This is a genomic window from Mixta sp. BE291, assembly GCF_031457955.1.
In the GTDB taxonomy this organism is placed as follows: Bacteria; Pseudomonadota; Gammaproteobacteria; order Enterobacterales; family Enterobacteriaceae; genus Mixta.
On sequence record NZ_JAVDXN010000007.1, the window covers coordinates 118,965 to 135,570 of the forward strand.

The following is a 16,606-nucleotide window of genomic DNA, read 5'->3' on the forward strand; positions in this document are numbered from 1 at the left end:
GAATCTGCAAGCACGATGATCGATAATCATATTCCCGTCAACTACAGCAACCGCACCCGGCGTTATGTTGACCGCCTGACCGCGCGTGCGATCGCTGCCTGTGGCGTCAGCGTGCTGCTGGTCATGATGCTGCTGTTTGTCTGGCTGCTGTGGGTGGTGATGCCCTTGTTTGCTACGCCTTCTATGCAGGCGGGGTCGCTGCAGCCTGCGCTTTCCGCTCAGCCAGCCGTTGCGCTGGGCGTTAATCAGGGCTGGGGCTGGCGAATCGATAGCCAGGGCGAGGGCCGTTTTTTTCCCTTAAACGGCATTGCGCCTGAGCCACCTTTGCAACTGGCGCGTGGACCGGTCATCGCCGCGGCGACCGCCGATAACAGCAGCCTACTGTTGTTACAGCCTAATGGCAATTTCCGACTGGTCCAACCTGACTTTAGCGCAGCGGATGAGGCGCCGCGCTGGAAGTTTCCGCTGGGCGATGGCGCGTTCGACAGCGGCAGTCAGGGCTTTACCCTGGCGGCGCTGGCGGCCAGCGGCGCGCAAAAATGGCTGGCGGCGCTCAGCGACGGGCAACATATTCGGCTGTTGCATCTTGCAGCCGGTGAGACGATGCAAAGCGATACCCTGGCCAGCGGGCCGGTGAAGCAGCTGCTGCTGGCGCCCAACGGTAAATTGCTGTTCGCCAGCAGCGAGCACAGTTTGCGGGTCTGGCAGATACAGGGGCAGCAGGTGACGCTGCGCGATACGTTGCCGCTGGCGCATCCGCCACGCCAGATGGCGTTGCTGAGCGGCGGACGTTCACTGCTGCTGGCTGACGACAGCGGTATCAGCCAGTGGTTTGATATTGCCAGCGAGCAGGGCGTGCATCTAAAACGCATTCGTGATTTTAACGGCGCGCGCGCCGAGCCGTTGCTGATTACCGAACCGCAGCGTCGGGTATTTGCCACGCTGAGCGCCGCAGGCGAACTGCAAATGTTTGCCAGCAAGCGCGAGGGGGCGTTTTATCATCATGCGCTGGGCGCAGGCGTGCAGCGGGCGCAGTTTGCTCCGTCCGGCGATGGATTATTGCTGGAACGCGGTGACGGCTGGCAATACTGGCGTATCGACAATCCCTGGCCCGATATCAGCCTGCGCAACCTGTGGCAACAGGTCTGGTATGAAAACTATCCGCAGCCGGACTGGGTCTGGCAATCCACGGCGGTTGACGATCCTTATCAGGCGAAATTCAGTCTGGTGCCGATGGTAACCGGCACGCTGAAGGCCGCCGCGCTGGCGATGCTGTTTGCCACGCCGCTGGCGCTTGCCGCCGCCATCTATACCGCCTGGTTTATGTCGCCCGCGCTACGTCGCTGGATCAAACCGGCAATGGAGATGATGGGCGCGTTGCCCAGCGTGGTGATCGGTCTGTTTGCCAGCCTGTGGCTGGCACCGCAGATTGCTGCCCGGCTTTCCGGCGTGCTGCTGCTGCCGATCGCCCTGACGGCGACGCTGTTGCTGTGCGGGCCGCTGCTGAAACGCCTGCCGTCGCGCTGGCGGACGTGCGTGGATGCGCCGGGGCGCGAAGTCTGGCTGCTGTTGCCGCTGCTGCTGCTGGTCAGCGTGCTCTGCCTGTGGCTGATGCCGCTGACCGATATCGCGCTGTGGGGCAAGCCGTTGGCCTCGCTGCTGCCGGGCGGCTATGAGCAGCGCAACCTGCTGATTGCTGCGTTAGCGATGGGCTTTGCGCTGGTGCCGCTGATATTTACCCTGGCGGAAGATGCCATTTTTAGCGTGCCGACCGCGCTGGGGCAGGGGTCGCTGGCGCTGGGCGCGACGGCGTGGCAAACCCTGTCACGGGTGATCTTACCCAGCGCCGCCTCCGGTATTTTTGCCGCGCTGATGATTGGCTTTGGCCGGGCGGTAGGAGAAACCATGATTGTATTGATGGCGACGGGCAATACGCCGGTGACGGAAGGTGGCCTGTTTCACGGCGTGCGTACGCTTTCGGCGAACATTGCCGTGGAGATGCCGGAAGCGGCCGCAGGCAGCGCGCATTATCGCATCCTGTTTCTCAGCGCGTTGGTGCTGCTGGTGTTTACGCTGGTGTTGAACACGCTGGCGGAAGTGGTGCGCCAGAACCTGCGGCGACGTTATGGACAGCATGAGGGGCAGGGATGAGCGCGCAAAAGCAAAACGATCGCTGGCGCTGGCTGACGGCTGGCGCGGTAACCTTCAGCCTGCTGGCGTTTCTGCTGCTGCTGTCGCTGCTGGGCTGGCAGGGGCTACGCCATTTCTGGCCGCAGCCGGTGACGCTGTTTACGCTGGCGCAGCCTGCTGCAGGCGAGGCGCAGCTGTTGGGCGAAGTGGTCAGTCGCCAGGCTTTGCCGCGTCAGCAGCTGATCGATGCGGGGTTGCCGCAGGCGCAGCAGTTGCCGGAACAGGTCACGCGTTATTTAATCAAAACCGGCAACCGCGACGTTGCCGCCTCCGATTTCCGCACGCTGCTGGAAAGCGATATTCAGCGCCGCGAGCAGCCGCCAGAGGTGCTGGTATTACAGCGTCGCGTGGGCGGCGATGCGCTGGGCTGGTTCGCCGGTCTGTATGAGAATCAGCAGCCGCTGACGGCGCAGAACATGCAGCACGCCTTACAGGAACGCTTACAGCAAACGCATCAGCTGTTGGAGCAGGCTGAGCGCATCCGTCGCCGCGAAATGGCGCATATCACGGCGCAGCTTGAGGGGCTGGAAGCGGAGGCATTAAAGCTGAAGGCCAGCGGCCGCGACAGCGAACAGGAAAAATCGATGCTGATGGCGAATCGCGTGGAGCTGCAGCGGCAGTTTGTGGCTCAGGCCGAGCGGCGCGCCTCGCTGCTGCAGGAAAGCGCGCGCAATACGTTGATGCTGCGCGACGCCAACGGACAGCTGCACCGTATTCCGCTGGCGCAAATTCGCGATGCCTGGTATCCCAACGCCATGACGCTTACGCAGAAATGGCACCATTTTCTGCATCATCTGTGGCATTTTGTCGCCGATTCCTCGGAGGATGCGCCGGGCGAAAGCGGCGCGTTCCCGGCCATTTTCGGTACCGTGCTGATGGTGCTGCTGATGTCGGTGGTGGTGATGCCGCTCGGCGTGGTTGCCGCCGTCTGGCTGCATGAATATGCCGGTCAGCATACGCTCACCCGGCTGGTGCGCATTGCGGTGGTGAACCTGGCGGGCGTGCCGTCGATAGTGTACGGCGTGTTTGGCCTGGGCTTTTACGTCTGGCTGATTGGCGGCACCATCGATCAGCTTTTTTACGCCACCTCGCTGCCTAATCCAACCTTTGGCACGCCCGGCCTGCTGTGGGCGTCGCTTACGCTGGCGCTGTTGACCTTGCCGGTGGTGATTGTCGCCACCGAAGAGGGGCTGGCGCGTATTCCCGCCAGCCTGCGTCACGGTTCGCTGGCGCTGGGCGCAACCCGCGCGGAAACGCTGTGGCACGTTACGCTGCCGCTGGCATTGCCTGCGATGCTGACCGGTTTAATTCTGGCCGTGGCGCGCGCGGCGGGCGAAACCGCGCCGCTGATGCTGGTGGGCGTGGTGAAAATGGCCCCGGAACTGCCGGTAGATGGCATTTTCCCTTACCTGCATCTCGACCGTAAATTTATGCATCTCGGCTTCCAGATTTACGATCTGGCGTTTCAAAGCCCCAACGCCGAGGCCGATCGCCCAATGGTTTACGCCACGGCGCTGCTGCTGGTGACCATTATTCTTGGCTTGAATCTTACGGCGATGGGTTTACGCCATCGTCTGCGCGAGCGCTATCGCTCGCTGGTGCAATAACGGTGAGGACCATGACCGCTGAACTCGAAACCGCGCTAACGATTAATCATCTCTCCCTCTGGTATGGCGATAAACAGGCGCTGGATGGGATTAACCTGCAGGTGCCGAAGAATCGTATCACCGCGCTGATTGGCCCCTCCGGCTGCGGCAAATCGACCCTGCTGCGCTGCTTTAATCGCATGAATGATGTGATCGATAACTGCCGCATCGAGGGCGAGGTGATGCTGGATCGCCGCAATATTCTCGAACGCGGCGGCGATCTCTCGGCGCTGCGGCGACGCGTCGGTATGGTATTTCAGCGCCCCAATCCGTTTCCAAAATCGATTTATGAGAATGTGGTTTACGGCCTGCGGCTGCAGGGCGTGCGCGATCGCCGCGTGTTGAATGAGGCGGTAGAGCGAGCCTTACGTGCGGCGGCGCTCTGGCCGGAGGTCAAAGACAGCCTGCGGCAAAATGCGTTGACGCTCTCCAGCGGTCAGCAGCAGCGGCTGGTGATTGCGCGCGCCATCGCCATCGAGCCGGAAGTGCTGCTGCTGGATGAGCCTACCTCGGCGCTGGATCCGATCTCTACGCTGGTGATTGAGGAGCTGATGACCACGCTGAAGCAGCATTTCACGCTGATTCTGGTGACGCATAATATGCAGCAGGCGGCGCGCGTCTCTGACTATACCGCTTTTATGCATCAGGGAAAGGTGGTGGAGTTTGCTGATACCGATACGCTGTTTACCACGCCACGGCAGCGCCGCACCGAGGATTATATTACCGGGCGTTTCGGCTGAAAAAGCCCAGAGCCAGCGGGCTGGCTCTGGGCGATAACTTATCTGTTCGGCGCAAAAGCGAATTAATCGCCCGCGTAGCCCTGCGGCGGAAGTGGGTTGCCATCCAGCCAGGCGGCGTTGTCACGCATAACCAGCCGGTTCTCAACGAACCAGTTAATCACCAGCGGATAGATAGCATGTTCCTGATGCTGTACGCGCGCGGTCACGTCCTCTTCGCTGTCGCCGCTGAATACCGGCACGCGGGCCTGTAGGATCACCGGGCCGCCATCCAGCTGGTCGGTTACGAAATGCACCGACGTGCCATGCTCGCTGTCGCCGTTGGCAAGCGCCTGACGGTGCGTGTGCAGGCCGGGATACTTCGGCAGCAGGGAAGGGTGGATATTCAGCAGCCGATCGTGATAGTGAGCGACAAAAGCCGGACTCAGAATGCGCATATACCCCGCTAACACCACCAGATCGGGCGCATAGCTGTCTATTGCGCGCATAAGCTGCTGGTCAAACGCTTCACGGTTTGGGTAATCGGCGGCGGAAAGCGCGTGGGCGGCCACGCCCGCACGCGCTGCGCGTTCAAGGCCAAACGCGTTGGCCTTATTGCTGAAAACGGCGGCTACGCTGGCATTTATCCGGCCCTGCTCACAGGCGTCAAGAATCGCCTGCAAATTACTGCCGTTACCCGATATCAGCACCACCAGCCGCTTCATTTAATAACCACACGCTCTTCTGCGTCAGAGGCGTTGATCGCGCCGATTTTCCACGCCTGCTCGCCTGCGGCATTCATCAGCGCAACCGCTTTATCCGCCTCATCAGCGCTGACGGCGATCACCATGCCGACGCCGCAGTTAAAGGTGCGGTACATCTCATGACGGCTGACGTTGCCCGCCTGCTGTAGCCAGTTAAACACCGACGGCCACTGCCAGCTGGCTTCATCGATAACCGCCTGGGTATTTTCCGGCAGCACGCGCGGAATATTTTCCCAGAAGCCGCCGCCGGTGAGGTGGGCGATGGCATGGACATCGATCTGTTCAATCAGGCTAAGGATATTTTTGACGTAGATACGCGTTGGCGCCAGCAGATGATCCGCCAGCGGTTTGCCGTCGAGCTGGGTGCTTAACGCATCGGTCTGGCTCACCTCAAGAATTTTACGCACCAGCGAGTAACCATTGGAGTGTGGGCCGCTGGCGGCGAGGGCGATCAGCACGTCGCCATCCTGCACTTTGCTGCCGTCAATAATCTCTGACTTTTCCACCACGCCGACGCAGAAGCCAGCCACATCGTAATCTTCGCCGTGATACATGCCTGGCATCTCTGCGGTTTCACCGCCAACCAGCGCACAGCCCGACTGTAAGCATCCTTCAGCAATGCCGCCGATCACCGCGGAAGCGGTATCGACATCCAGCTTGCCGGTAGCGTAGTAGTCAAGGAAGAACAGCGGCTCAGCGCCCTGCACCACCAAATCGTTAACGCACATGGCGACCAGATCGATGCCGATAGTGTCGTGACGTTGCAGATCCATCGCCAGACGCAGCTTGGTGCCGACGCCGTCGGTGCCGGAAACCAGCACGGGTTCGCGATATTTTTGCGGCAGCGCACAGAGCGCGCCAAAACCACCGAGGCCGCCCATCACTTCCGGACGACGGGTTTGTTTTACCACGCCTTTAATACGATCAACTAACGCGTTGCCTGCATCAATATCAACGCCAGCATCTTTATAGCTGAGAGAGGTCTTTTCGGTCACAGCGGTTTCCCCACGCGGTTTGCGGTTTGAATTAAAGCGCGGCAATTCTAACAGTGCAGGCAAACGTTTGCGAGACCGGCGTGGCAGAATATTTATTTTGGCCGATGCTTGATACAGCCGCTGGCTTTTGCGCTTTATTGCCCGATAGCATATGGCGCAGCAGGCAAAAGGCGGTATAATCCGGCGATTTTTTTTTCCGCTCAACACTCCGGGAGTACAACAATGAAGATCGTGGAAGTCAAACACCCGCTCGTCAAACATAAACTGGGCCTGATGCGTGAGCATGACGTTAGCACCAAGCGCTTTCGCGAACTGGCATCTGAAGTGGGGAGTTTGCTGACCTACGAAGCCACCGCCGATCTGGAAACTGAAAAAGTCACCATTGAAGGCTGGAACGGTCCGGTAGAAATCGACCAGATCAAAGGCAAGAAAATCACCGTTGTGCCGATTCTGCGTGCCGGGCTTGGCATGATGGAAGGGGTGCTGGAGCATGTGCCAAGCGCGCGCATCAGCGTGGTAGGCGTCTATCGTGATGAAGAGACGCTGGAGCCGGTGCCCTATTTCCAGAAGCTGGTCTCTAATATCGAAGAGCGCATGGCGCTGGTGGTTGACCCGATGCTGGCAACCGGCGGCTCGATGATCGCCACCATTGATCTGCTGAAAAAAGCGGGCTGCAACTCGATTAAAGTGCTGGTGCTGGTCGCCGCGCCGGAAGGGATTGCCGCGCTGGAGAAGGCGCACCCGGACGTTGAGCTTTACACCGCCTCTGTGGATCAGGGCCTGAACGAGAAAGGCTACATCATCCCCGGTCTCGGTGACGCGGGCGATAAAATTTTCGGAACCAAATAATTATTCAGCCGACCGCAGAGTCGGCTTTTTTTTGCCAAAAACATCTCAAGGGGATACTCCATGACTCGTCGCGCGATTGGCGTTAGCGAACGTCCACCGCTACTGCAAACGATTCCGTTAAGTTTTCAGCATCTGTTCGCCATGTTCGGCGCCACGGTGCTGGTGCCGATTCTGTTTCATATCAATCCGGCAACCGTCCTGCTGTTTAACGGCCTTGGCACCTTGCTCTATCTCTTTATCTGTAAAGGCAAAATTCCGGCCTATTTAGGTTCCAGTTTCGCGTTTATCTCGCCGGTGCTGCTGCTGCTGCCGCTCGGTTATGAGGTAGCGCTGGGCGGCTTTATCCTTTGCGGCGTGCTGTTTTGTCTGGTGGCGCTGATTGTGAAAAAAGCGGGCACCGGCTGGCTGGATGTGATGTTTCCGCCTGCGGCGATGGGGGCGATTGTTGCGGTGATCGGCCTGGAGCTGGCGGGCGTTGCGGCGAATATGGCGGGCCTGCTGCCGGCCAGCGGCGCAACGGTGGATGGCACGGCGGTGACCATTTCGCTGGTGACGCTGGCGGTGACCGTCTTTGGTTCGGTGCTGTTTCGCGGTTTCCTCGCCATTATCCCGATTCTGATCGGCGTGGTGGCGGGCTATCTGCTTTCGTGGGCAATGGGCATTGTGGACTGGAGCGGCGTCGCGGCCGCGCCGTGGTTCGCGCTGCCGACGTTCTATACGCCGCGCTTTGAATGGTATGCGATGTTAACCATCTTACCCGCTGCGCTGGTGGTGATTGCTGAGCATGTTGGTCATCTGGTGGTCACGGCGAATATCGTTAAAAAAGATCTAATTCGCGATCCTGGCCTGCATCGTTCGATGTTTGCTAACGGCTTCTCAACCATTATTTCCGGCATGTTTGGTTCGACGCCGAACACCACCTACGGTGAAAATATCGGGGTGATGGCGATCACGCGCGTTTACAGCACCTGGGTGATTGGCGGCGCGGCGATCATCGCCATTCTGCTCTCCTGCATCGGCAAGCTGGCGGCGGTGATTCAGGCGATCCCGGTGCCGGTGATGGGCGGGGTTTCCCTGCTGCTGTATGGCGTGATCGGCGCATCAGGTATTCGCGTGCTGATTGAATCGAAAGTGGATTACAACAAGGCGCAGAACCTGATCCTGACCTCGGTGATTTTGATTATCGGCGTCAGCGGGGCGAAAGTGCATATCGGCGCGGCTGAGCTGAAAGGCATGGCGCTGGCAACGCTGGTTGGCGTGGCGTTGAGCCTGATTTTCAAAGCGATCAACGTTCTGCGCCCGGAAGAGGTGATTCTGGACGCGGACGATAAGCCGCAAGCGTAATAACCGCAGCAAGAAAGGCGCCCTGAGGCGCCTTTTTTATTACCTTTCAGCGCCCTGTGCCAGAGGCGAACGCACGCTTTTAACCGCCAGGCGGCGCGGCGGCGTGATTTCATTTCATTTGAAAAGATGTGTTAAACTACCGCGGTTTTTAGCCCGTTCACGCTTGAGGTGCATCTGAACACGCCGGCACAACTTTCACTGCCACTCTATCTACCGGATGATGAGACTTTCGCCAGTTTCTGGCCTGGGGATAATCCGTCCCTGCTGGCGGCACTTAAAGGCGCGTTAGCACAGGAACATGGCAGCTATCTCTATTTCTGGTCACGTCAGGGCGGCGGACGCAGCCATTTGCTGCATGCCGCCTGTGCTGAAATGTCGATGCGCGGCGATGCCGTCGGCTATGTGCCGCTGGATAAACGCACCTGGTTCGTGCCGGAAGTGCTGGACGGCATGGAGCAGCTGTCGCTGGTCTGCATTGATAATATTGAGTGCATTGCCGGTGAAGAGGCGTGGGAGATGGCGATCTTCGATCTCTATAACCGCATCCTGGAAACTGGAAAAACGCGGCTGCTGATCACCGGCGATCGCCCGCCGCGCCAGCTGAACCTGAAGCTGCCGGATCTCGCGTCACGCCTCGATTGGGGGCAAATCTATAAGCTCCAGCCGTTATCGGATGAAGATAAGTTGCAGGCATTGCAGCTGCGCGCCAGCCTGCGCGGCTTTGAGCTGCCGGAAGATGTGGGCCGCTTCCTGCTGAAACGGCTGGATCGTGAGATGCGCACGCTGTTCACCACGCTGGATCGGCTCGATCGCGCCTCGATTAGCGCCCAGCGTAAGTTAACCATTCCCTTTGTGAAGGAAATCCTCGCGCTATAGGCCGTGGATTAACGCCCCTTTTGATATTGACGGAAGCGCAGCTGTAGCTGACGCAGCTGATCGATGCGTGCGTCATAACGCGCCTGCGTCAAACTGCCCAGCTTCACCTGCGCGCTGGCGCTGCTCAGCGTGGTGATCGCCTGATCTAACTGCCCGGTCAACGCCAGCCCTTCCGCACGCGCAGAAAGCTCCTCATCACGATGGTTTTGCGCCGCCGACGCCTGCGCCAGCAAATCCCAACCGTTGGTATCATCAGGATGCGCCCAGGTATAGCGATTCAGAACGCGGCTGGCCTCGGCGGGCTGCTTGTTTTCCAGCAGCGCATTCGCCAGGTTAAGCTGTAGCACCGGATCGTTGCGGCTGGCTTTTTGCGCGCTCAGACGCTTCACCGCGCTTTGCGGCTGATTCAGGCCGAGATCGATATCGGTCATCAAATCCAAATACCAGACGTTGCCAGCATCTTTTGCCAGCAGCGGCTCGATAATCTTTTTCGCATTGGCGAAGCTTTTCGCCTCCAGAAACAGCAGGGCGCGGCCATATTGCGCGGCCTGCTGCTGACGTGCATTGCCTTTTGACCACTCCTCCAGCAAATCTTCACTCAGCTGGTTCTGTCCGGTGGCATACATGCCCAGCGCGCGCGCTTTCGCCATGTAGTAATCCTGCGAGGATTGCACCACTACTGCACGCATCTGGCTGGCGCGGTTACGGGCATCCGCCAGGCGGCTGTCCGGCAGCGGGTGAGTCAGCAAAATTTCCGGCGGCTTAAAGGCAAAACGCGACTGGTCCGCCAGCTTTTGTAAAAAGGTCGGCATCGCCTGCGGATCGAAACCCGCGCGTTGCAACACCTGAATGCCAATGCGATCCGCTTCCTGTTCATTATTCTGCGTAAAGGAGATTACGCCCTGCTGCGTACCCGCCAGCGTACCGGCCAGCCCGGCCATGCCCGCCTGCGGGTTCGCCATTGCCAGTAAGATCGAACCCAGCGCGCCTACCCAGGTGAGCGGGGCGTTACGCTGCTGCTCTTCCATCGCACGCGCCAGATGACGCTGGGTCACGTGTGAAATTTCATGCGCCAGCACCGAGGCCAGCTGGCTTTCATTATCGCTGGTGCGGAACAGCGCTGAATGCAGCACAACGTTGCCGCCAAAGAAGGCAAAAGCGTTTATTTCATCATTGCGGATCAGATAAAAATGAAAGGGCGTGCGCACCGAATTGGCATGAGAGACCAGACGCATGCCCAGCTGATTGATGTATTGATTGAGCAAGGGATCGTTAATCAACGGCGCGCTGGCACGCAGCTGGCGCACATAAAAATCACCCATTTGCAGCTCTTGATTGATCGATAACGTACCGCCTGCGGTGGTGCCAATATCGGGGAGCGTATCAGCCACGTCGGCCTGGGAAGGAAGCACGCTGCCAGCCAGCAGCGTGACGCAAAGTGAAGCGATCACATTTTTCTTCAAGCGATTAAACATACTTCTTCCCCAGGGCAAAAGAGTAACGTTTCGACCGATCCCGGTCCTGATAGTTCATGCGTCAGTGCAATAGCGCGCTCAGGGCGCTATCTTAGCGAGGTAAACTGTATAATGAAATGGCGGTTTTTACCTGATGATATAAGGGTATAAGCGTGCTTCAGGTCACGGTTGAAGTTCAAAGTTGTGTAAACTTATTCAGAGAAATTGAAAGTGGCACGGGATTTGATTAAGCATGTTCTGAAAATCACGGCGGCAGCGCAGTCGCTTTTATTTACAATCGTTAGCTATTCTGTTGTTTTCGTAAACGTCGACTTTTTTACTTAAATGCAAACTGGCATCGATTAATTTTTTATTTCTTTGAAGAGATATGAAACTAAAGGCCATTAGTTAATTAAAAACCCGCTGCAATCCTTTATTTTACCGCTTTGTTGCTTTATTCCACTGGCGCTAATTTTTTGTTATTTTCGTGCGTTTATTCCTAAAGCGATAAGCCAGTGATTAAAATGCTGCGATTCACTAAAAATAAAAATAATAACGATAGTTGCTGGCAGTGACATTAACCTGTTGAAATTAAGGCGCGCGTGCCGCTGCGTAAGCTGTATTTCCCCGACAAGAGTCTGTGATATAGATAAAAAAGGCCGCTAAGAAATAGAGATGATGTTTCCATCCTGGTACTGCTGAAGATCTGGCAAAGAGCAGGGAAATGCGTGGGGCAATAACCCCTTTTTTGCGTGCTTCTTTGCCTGGACCAGGCGGTGCGGGAGAGTATTTTAGCGACAGGATTCAGTAATAACAGAGTATGGCAAATAACACGCAGTGAGCGATCGCGAGCGCGGTTCGGATGAGATATTTCTTATCTCAGCGGACGGCGCTCATCTGCCTGAAAATCGGGAAAGGTTCTGCTGCAAATATAATACGTTCAGTTTTTCTATGACTAACATCCTCTTTTAAAGGAGTGCTTTTTTATGCGTCCCGTAACTTATATCGTCGTGGCGGCTTTGGCCGGTTTTGTCGGCGGTAATGTGCTTCAGGCACCACAGCTCTATGACAAAGTGACTCATCATATCGCGAACAACCAGAGCGAGCCGGAAGGTTTCTGGTCAACGCCCGCGATTGCTAACTATGGGAAAATTCATTACGTCGATACGCCAGCTTACAATCCGCGCAATGATGCCAGCCTCAGCAATAAGATTGTGTTTCAGCTCAACAGCAACGATGGCGATATCAAAGATCCGCATCTGGGCCTGGAGCGTGTTTCACGCGTGGTGAATCTCTATTACGCGGCGGGCATTCCGCTAAATAAACTCGATTTCGTGGTGTCCATGAACGGCGATGCCGTGGTTGCCGCACTGAGCAATGAAGAGTTCCATAAAGCTTACGGTATCGATAACCCAAATCTGAAGATGATTAGCGAGCTGGAAAAAGCGGGCGTGAAAGTGACCGTTTGCGATCAGTCGGTGGCCTTCCATCATATCGACCGTTCATGGATTGATAAATCAGTAACCCATACCATCTCCAGCGGCACCACGGTTGCCACGCTGCAGAACCAGGGTTATGCGCTGTTAATGCTCTGATTTTTCTTTTCTGTATAGCGTGATTGAAAATGACATTGCCCGTGCAGTGTCATTTTTATTTTACTTCCCGCCGCCTTATTCCTTTCCCGTCCACACGCCGGTCATCTGACCTAAGAAAAATCTTAATAATTCGCGCTGAAACGTTTTTCTGCCTGTTCAATCCATGTACAATTGAGACGTGCATCTCACCAGGGCACCTGCGGCACAACAAATCTTGAAAATAAAAGCACCTTAAGGCGCAACAGAAATGATGAAGACAATGGAGACAAATCCATGCTGAGGCTGTTAAGGCCGAAAACGGATTTGCGGACGCTTATTACCCTGCTGGCGATAGCCAGTATCGTTATCACCCTTGCTAATTCCCTGTATGCCAGCTGGCGCGTGCAGCGCGAGCTATTGATTACCAATACGCTGGAGGCGAACCGGGTTTACGCCGCTAAACTGGCGGCCACGACCGGACAGTTTTTTCAGCAGGCGCAGTCGCAGCTGGCATGGAGCGCCGCCGAGCTTGGCGCGCATTTTGATGATGATGCGCTGCTGGAAAGAGAAGTGGAGCGTCTGCGGCAGCAAACCAACAGCTTTAACTCGGTGTTGGTGGTAAATGCCGCAGGCTGGGTGCGCGCTATCTCACCGGAGTCGCTGACGCTAAAGGGCATGCAGCTGCATACTGACAGCACGCGTGAAGCGCTGACGCGGCGAACGGCATTGATTGGGCAACCGAGTATTTCGGCGGCCAAAAACCTGATCGTATTTGTCTCACGTCCGATCTGGTCTGCGGACGGCAGCTATCTGGGCTTTGTTGGCGGCACCATTTATCTGAAACGGAAAAGCATCCTGAATGAGCTGCTGCTGAGCCAGTTCTATCGTGATGGAACCCAGCTTTATGTACTGGATCGCAATAATCGCGTGCTTTACCACCAAAACGGTGAGCTGGTTGGCAAGAAAATTGCGCCGCTGCTGCATCAGGATGCCACCTCCTACGCCAGCAATGGCTATCAGGAGATCAACGATGAGCACGGCGTGCCGGTGCTGGCGGGCTTCGCCCATGTGCCGGACTCCGACTGGACCATTATCGCCCTGAAACGCACCAGCACTACGCTGGCGCCGCTCAGCAGTCTGCTGTTGCAGATAATAAAACACTCGCTGCCGCTGGCGCTGTTAACGCTGGCTGCGGCCTGGCTGCTGGCGCGCCTGATCGCGATGCCGCTGGGGCAGCTGGCGCGCAAAGCCAGCCAGATGGATGAGCCGGATGCGGCAGTGGAAATCAACGCTATTCGCTCCTGGTATTTTGAATCATCACAAATTAAGCGGGCACTGCTTTCCGGCATCGGGCTGATGCAAACGAAAATTGGTCAGCTGAAATCGGAAGTGCAAACCGATCCGCTAACGCAGCTGCTTAACCGCCGCGGCCTGCAGGCGGTGCTGGAATACCTTGCCACCACGCGGCAGCCTTTTGCCGTGCTGGCGCTCGATATCGACCATTTTAAGCGGGTTAATGATACCTGGGGACATGATACCGGCGACCAGGTTATTCAGCAGGTGGCGCAGCAGCTGAAAAGCTATGCGCGGCAAACCGATGTCGCCTGCCGCAGCGGCGGCGAAGAGTTTTTGATGATTCTGCCCGGCGCGGATCATGAAACGGCCATGAAGATGGCGGAACGGGTGCGCCAGGCGACGCAGCATCAGGCCATTGAGCCGGTTGGCGAAATAACCCTGTCGATTGGCGTCAGCTGCTGGTTGTCCAGCCGCGAGTCGATCGCGCACTGTTTTCGCCGCGCCGACGAAGCGCTTTATTGCGCGAAACGCGCCGGAAGAAATTGTGTGGTTGCGGCAACCCTGCAGGAAGAGAGCGAGGCGTAAGTCTGTGAGTGCTAACCTTCAGGTTGTTCTGTCTTCTGTCGCACATTTCAGTACAATCGTCAGCCTTGTTGATACAGGGAAGGACCTGGCATGCTGGCTCTTTTGATTCAATGGTATCGCCGTCGCTTTAGCGATCCCGAGGCGATTGCCCTGCTGGTCATTCTGCTGGCAGCGTTTTTTATTCTGTTTTTCTTCAGCGGATTGCTGGCGCCGCTGCTGGTGGCGCTGGTGATGGCGTATCTGCTGGAGTGGCCGACGGTGCGCCTGGAGCGGCTGGGCTGTTCCCGCAGCTGGGCGACCACCATTGTGCTGGCCTTTTTCGTCGGCATTCTGCTGTTGTTTGTGCTGGTGGTCGCGCCGGTCGCCTGGCAGCAGGGCATTCATTTGGTTCATGATATGCCGAATATGCTGAACAAGCTTTACACCTTCTCCGCAGGCCTACCGGCACGTTTCCCGGCGCTGGCTGATGCCGGTGTGGTGGATATCGTGATTGAAAATTTGCGCAGCCGCATCTCCGGCGTGGGAGAGTCGGTGGTGAAGTATTCGCTCGCCTCGCTGGTGGGCTTAATGACGCTGGCAATTTATCTGGTGCTGGTGCCGCTGATGCTTTTTTTCTTGCTCAAAGATAAGCAGCAGATGCTGAATGCGGTACGCCGCGTGCTGCCGCGCAATCGCGGCCTGGCCGGGCAGGTCTGGAGCGAGATGAACCAACAGATCACCAACTATATTCGCGGCAAAGTGGTGGAAATGGTGGTGGTAGGCTTTGTGACCTGGATAGCTTTCCTCGTGCTGGGCGTGAACTACGCGCTGTTGCTGGCGGTGCTGGTAGGGCTATCGGCGCTGATCCCCTATGTCGGCGCGCTGGCGGTAACGCTGCCGGTGATCTGCGTTGGGCTGTTTCAGTGGGGCCTGGGCAGCGATTTCTGGACGCTGATGGTGGTCTATTTGATTATTCTGGCGCTGGACGGCAATGTGCTGGTGCCGGTGCTGTTCTCCGAGGCGGTGAACCTGCATCCGCTGGTGATTATTCTGGCGGTGGTGATTTTTGGCGGGCTGTGGGGATTTTGGGGCGTGTTTTTCGCCATTCCGCTGGCCACGCTGATTAAAGCCGTGGCGCATGCCTGGCCGGAAGATACCACCGGCGGCGAGTTTCAATAAGATTAGCGGTGGCGTCGTTGACGCCACAGGCTTTCTCAAACTGATTTCAGATAATCCATCACAATATCGTAGTGATTACTGGTTTTGAAATCATCGAACACTTTTTCAATCTGACCGTTGGCATCAATTAAAAAGCTGACGCGGTGCAGGCCGTCGTAGGTTTTCCCCATAAAGGTTTTTTCTCCCCAGACGCCAAACTGCTGGCTGACTTCATGATCTTCATCAGAGAGCAGCGTAAAGTTCAGCAGCTCTTTTTCAGCGAAACGTGACAGCTTTTCCGGCTTATCGGTGCTGATACCCAGCACTTCTACGCCTGCCTTTTTGAACTCATCCATATTGTCGCGCAGGCCGCACGCCTGAACGGTGCAACCGGGCGTCATCGCTTTGGGATAGAAATAGACCAAAACGCGCTGTCCCTGGAAGTCGGTCAAATTTACTTGTTCGCCGTCCTGATCGGGCAAGCTAAATTTCGGTGCGCTATCACCGGCTTTCAGTGGATTCATCACTCATCTCCATTTTCTCGTCATGCTGCGGATAATTCACCACGCTAATAGTGCCTTGCGCATGGAGTTCTGTACATAGGTCATGAAACGCCTGCTCGATTAAGATCGCCTCCCGGTGCGCCGGGCTGTGGGCTGTTATCTGAATATAGAGTAAAGGTGGCTGATGTTCTTCCGTTAGCTGAGTACGCGAAACCAGCTCGGCGATATTCATCTGGTGTGAATCAAACAGGTCGGTAAAGCGTTCGATAATATGCGGCGAGTCGTTCACTTCTACCTGTACCCAGACGGTTTCCGGCATGGGCGGCCGACGGCTGGCATTGGTGCGCTTCATCACGATCAACAGTTCCATTTCCGCGCCCTTCAGCGGCAACGTGGACTCAATCAGGGTAATGGCATTCCAGCTGCCGGACAGCAGCATGATAAAAGTAAACTCTTCGCCCAGCATCGCCAGACGGCTATCTTCGATATTACAGCCGCAGCTGCTAACGTGACGGGTAATGGCATTAACAATGCCCGGACGATCGACGCCCAGGGCCGTAATAACCAAAAAGTGTTGCGGTGTCTGCGGCAAAATAACGCTTCCTGTGGGATCGGCTGATAAGTAATAGTAATAACCCGTAGGTAAACATAAAAAATACCCTCTGCCAAGCGCTCCT

At 56.8% G+C, this 16,606-nt stretch carries 14 protein-coding genes; 9 read left to right on the forward strand and 5 right to left on the reverse strand.

The genetic code is table 11. The features are described 5' to 3' along the window. Window positions 1-15: 15 nt before the first annotated feature. The 3 genes from J2X14_RS16595 to pstB are packed head-to-tail and all read left to right on the forward strand — an operon-like array spanning window position 16 to window position 4,576. On the forward strand, window positions 16-2,151 hold the full coding sequence (locus J2X14_RS16595; protein WP_352412286.1) for an ABC transporter permease subunit: 2,136 nt from the start codon (window positions 16-18) through the stop codon (window positions 2,149-2,151). After that, window positions 2,148-3,797 carry a phosphate ABC transporter permease PstA gene (gene pstA, locus J2X14_RS16600; RefSeq protein WP_352412287.1) on the forward strand — a complete coding sequence of 550 codons (1,650 nt, stop codon included), beginning with the start codon at window positions 2,148-2,150 and terminating at the stop codon, window positions 3,795-3,797. Before J2X14_RS16595 ends, pstA begins: the two co-directional genes overlap by 4 nt. An 11-nt stretch (window positions 3,798-3,808) precedes the next feature. Then, a complete protein-coding gene (gene pstB, locus J2X14_RS16605; RefSeq protein WP_352412288.1) occupies window positions 3,809-4,576 on the forward strand; it encodes a phosphate ABC transporter ATP-binding protein PstB in 768 nt (255 codons plus the stop codon). Between the two features lie 62 nt (window positions 4,577-4,638). On the opposite strand, the gene purN is transcribed toward pstB, so the two are convergent. Further along, window positions 4,639-5,277, reverse strand: coding sequence for a phosphoribosylglycinamide formyltransferase (purN, locus tag J2X14_RS16610; protein ID WP_352412289.1), 639 nt, complete (start codon window positions 5,275-5,277; stop codon window positions 4,639-4,641). Then, window positions 5,274-6,311, reverse strand: a complete 1,038-nt coding sequence (purM, locus tag J2X14_RS16615) for a phosphoribosylformylglycinamidine cyclo-ligase (protein WP_352412290.1) — start codon at window positions 6,309-6,311, stop codon at window positions 5,274-5,276. The genes purN and purM overlap by 4 nt, the downstream gene beginning before the upstream one ends. Window positions 6,312-6,533: 222 nt before the next feature. Between purM and upp the strand changes: the two genes are divergently transcribed. The 3 genes from upp to hda all read left to right on the forward strand — a co-directional run bounded on the left by upp (window position 6,534) and on the right by hda (window position 9,380). Continuing rightward, window positions 6,534-7,160, forward strand: coding sequence for a uracil phosphoribosyltransferase (upp, locus tag J2X14_RS16620; RefSeq protein WP_352412291.1), 627 nt, complete (start codon window positions 6,534-6,536; stop codon window positions 7,158-7,160). 60 nt (window positions 7,161-7,220) lie between these two features. Further along, window positions 7,221-8,504: a uracil permease gene (uraA, locus tag J2X14_RS16625; RefSeq protein ID WP_352412292.1), complete on the forward strand. Its 1,284-nt coding sequence runs from the start codon at window positions 7,221-7,223 to the stop codon at window positions 8,502-8,504. Between the two features lie 174 nt (window positions 8,505-8,678). Further along, on the forward strand, window positions 8,679-9,380 hold the full coding sequence (gene hda / locus J2X14_RS16630) for a DnaA inactivator Hda (RefSeq protein ID WP_352412356.1): 702 nt from the start codon (window positions 8,679-8,681) through the stop codon (window positions 9,378-9,380). A gap of 8 nt (window positions 9,381-9,388) precedes the next feature. On the opposite strand, the gene bepA is transcribed toward hda, so the two are convergent. Then, window positions 9,389-10,855, reverse strand: a complete 1,467-nt coding sequence (bepA, locus tag J2X14_RS16635; RefSeq protein WP_352412293.1) for a beta-barrel assembly-enhancing protease — start codon at window positions 10,853-10,855, stop codon at window positions 9,389-9,391. A 965-nt stretch (window positions 10,856-11,820) separates the two neighbouring features. Here bepA and J2X14_RS16640 point away from each other — a divergent pair. The 3 genes from J2X14_RS16640 to J2X14_RS16650 all read left to right on the forward strand — a co-directional run bounded on the left by J2X14_RS16640 (window position 11,821) and on the right by J2X14_RS16650 (window position 15,447). Then, window positions 11,821-12,429 carry a DsrE family protein gene (locus tag J2X14_RS16640; protein WP_352412294.1) on the forward strand — a complete coding sequence of 203 codons (609 nt, stop codon included), beginning with the start codon at window positions 11,821-11,823 and terminating at the stop codon, window positions 12,427-12,429. 273 nt (window positions 12,430-12,702) lie between these two features. Next, entirely contained in the window at window positions 12,703-14,289 is a 1,587-nt protein-coding gene (locus tag J2X14_RS16645; protein ID WP_352412295.1) for a sensor domain-containing diguanylate cyclase, read from the forward strand. Window positions 14,290-14,379: 90 nt separating this feature from the next. Then, window positions 14,380-15,447 (forward strand): AI-2E family transporter, encoded by a 1,068-nt coding sequence (locus J2X14_RS16650; protein WP_352412296.1) that lies wholly within the window; start codon window positions 14,380-14,382, stop codon window positions 15,445-15,447. A 35-nt stretch (window positions 15,448-15,482) separates the two neighbouring features. On the opposite strand, the gene bcp is transcribed toward J2X14_RS16650, so the two are convergent. Continuing rightward, window positions 15,483-15,950: a thioredoxin-dependent thiol peroxidase gene (gene bcp, locus J2X14_RS16655; protein ID WP_352412297.1), complete on the reverse strand. Its 468-nt coding sequence runs from the start codon at window positions 15,948-15,950 to the stop codon at window positions 15,483-15,485. After that, window positions 15,928-16,521: a glycine cleavage system transcriptional repressor gene (locus J2X14_RS16660; protein WP_352412298.1), complete on the reverse strand. Its 594-nt coding sequence runs from the start codon at window positions 16,519-16,521 to the stop codon at window positions 15,928-15,930. Before J2X14_RS16660 ends, bcp begins: the two co-directional genes overlap by 23 nt. Window positions 16,522-16,606 lie beyond the last annotated feature (85 nt).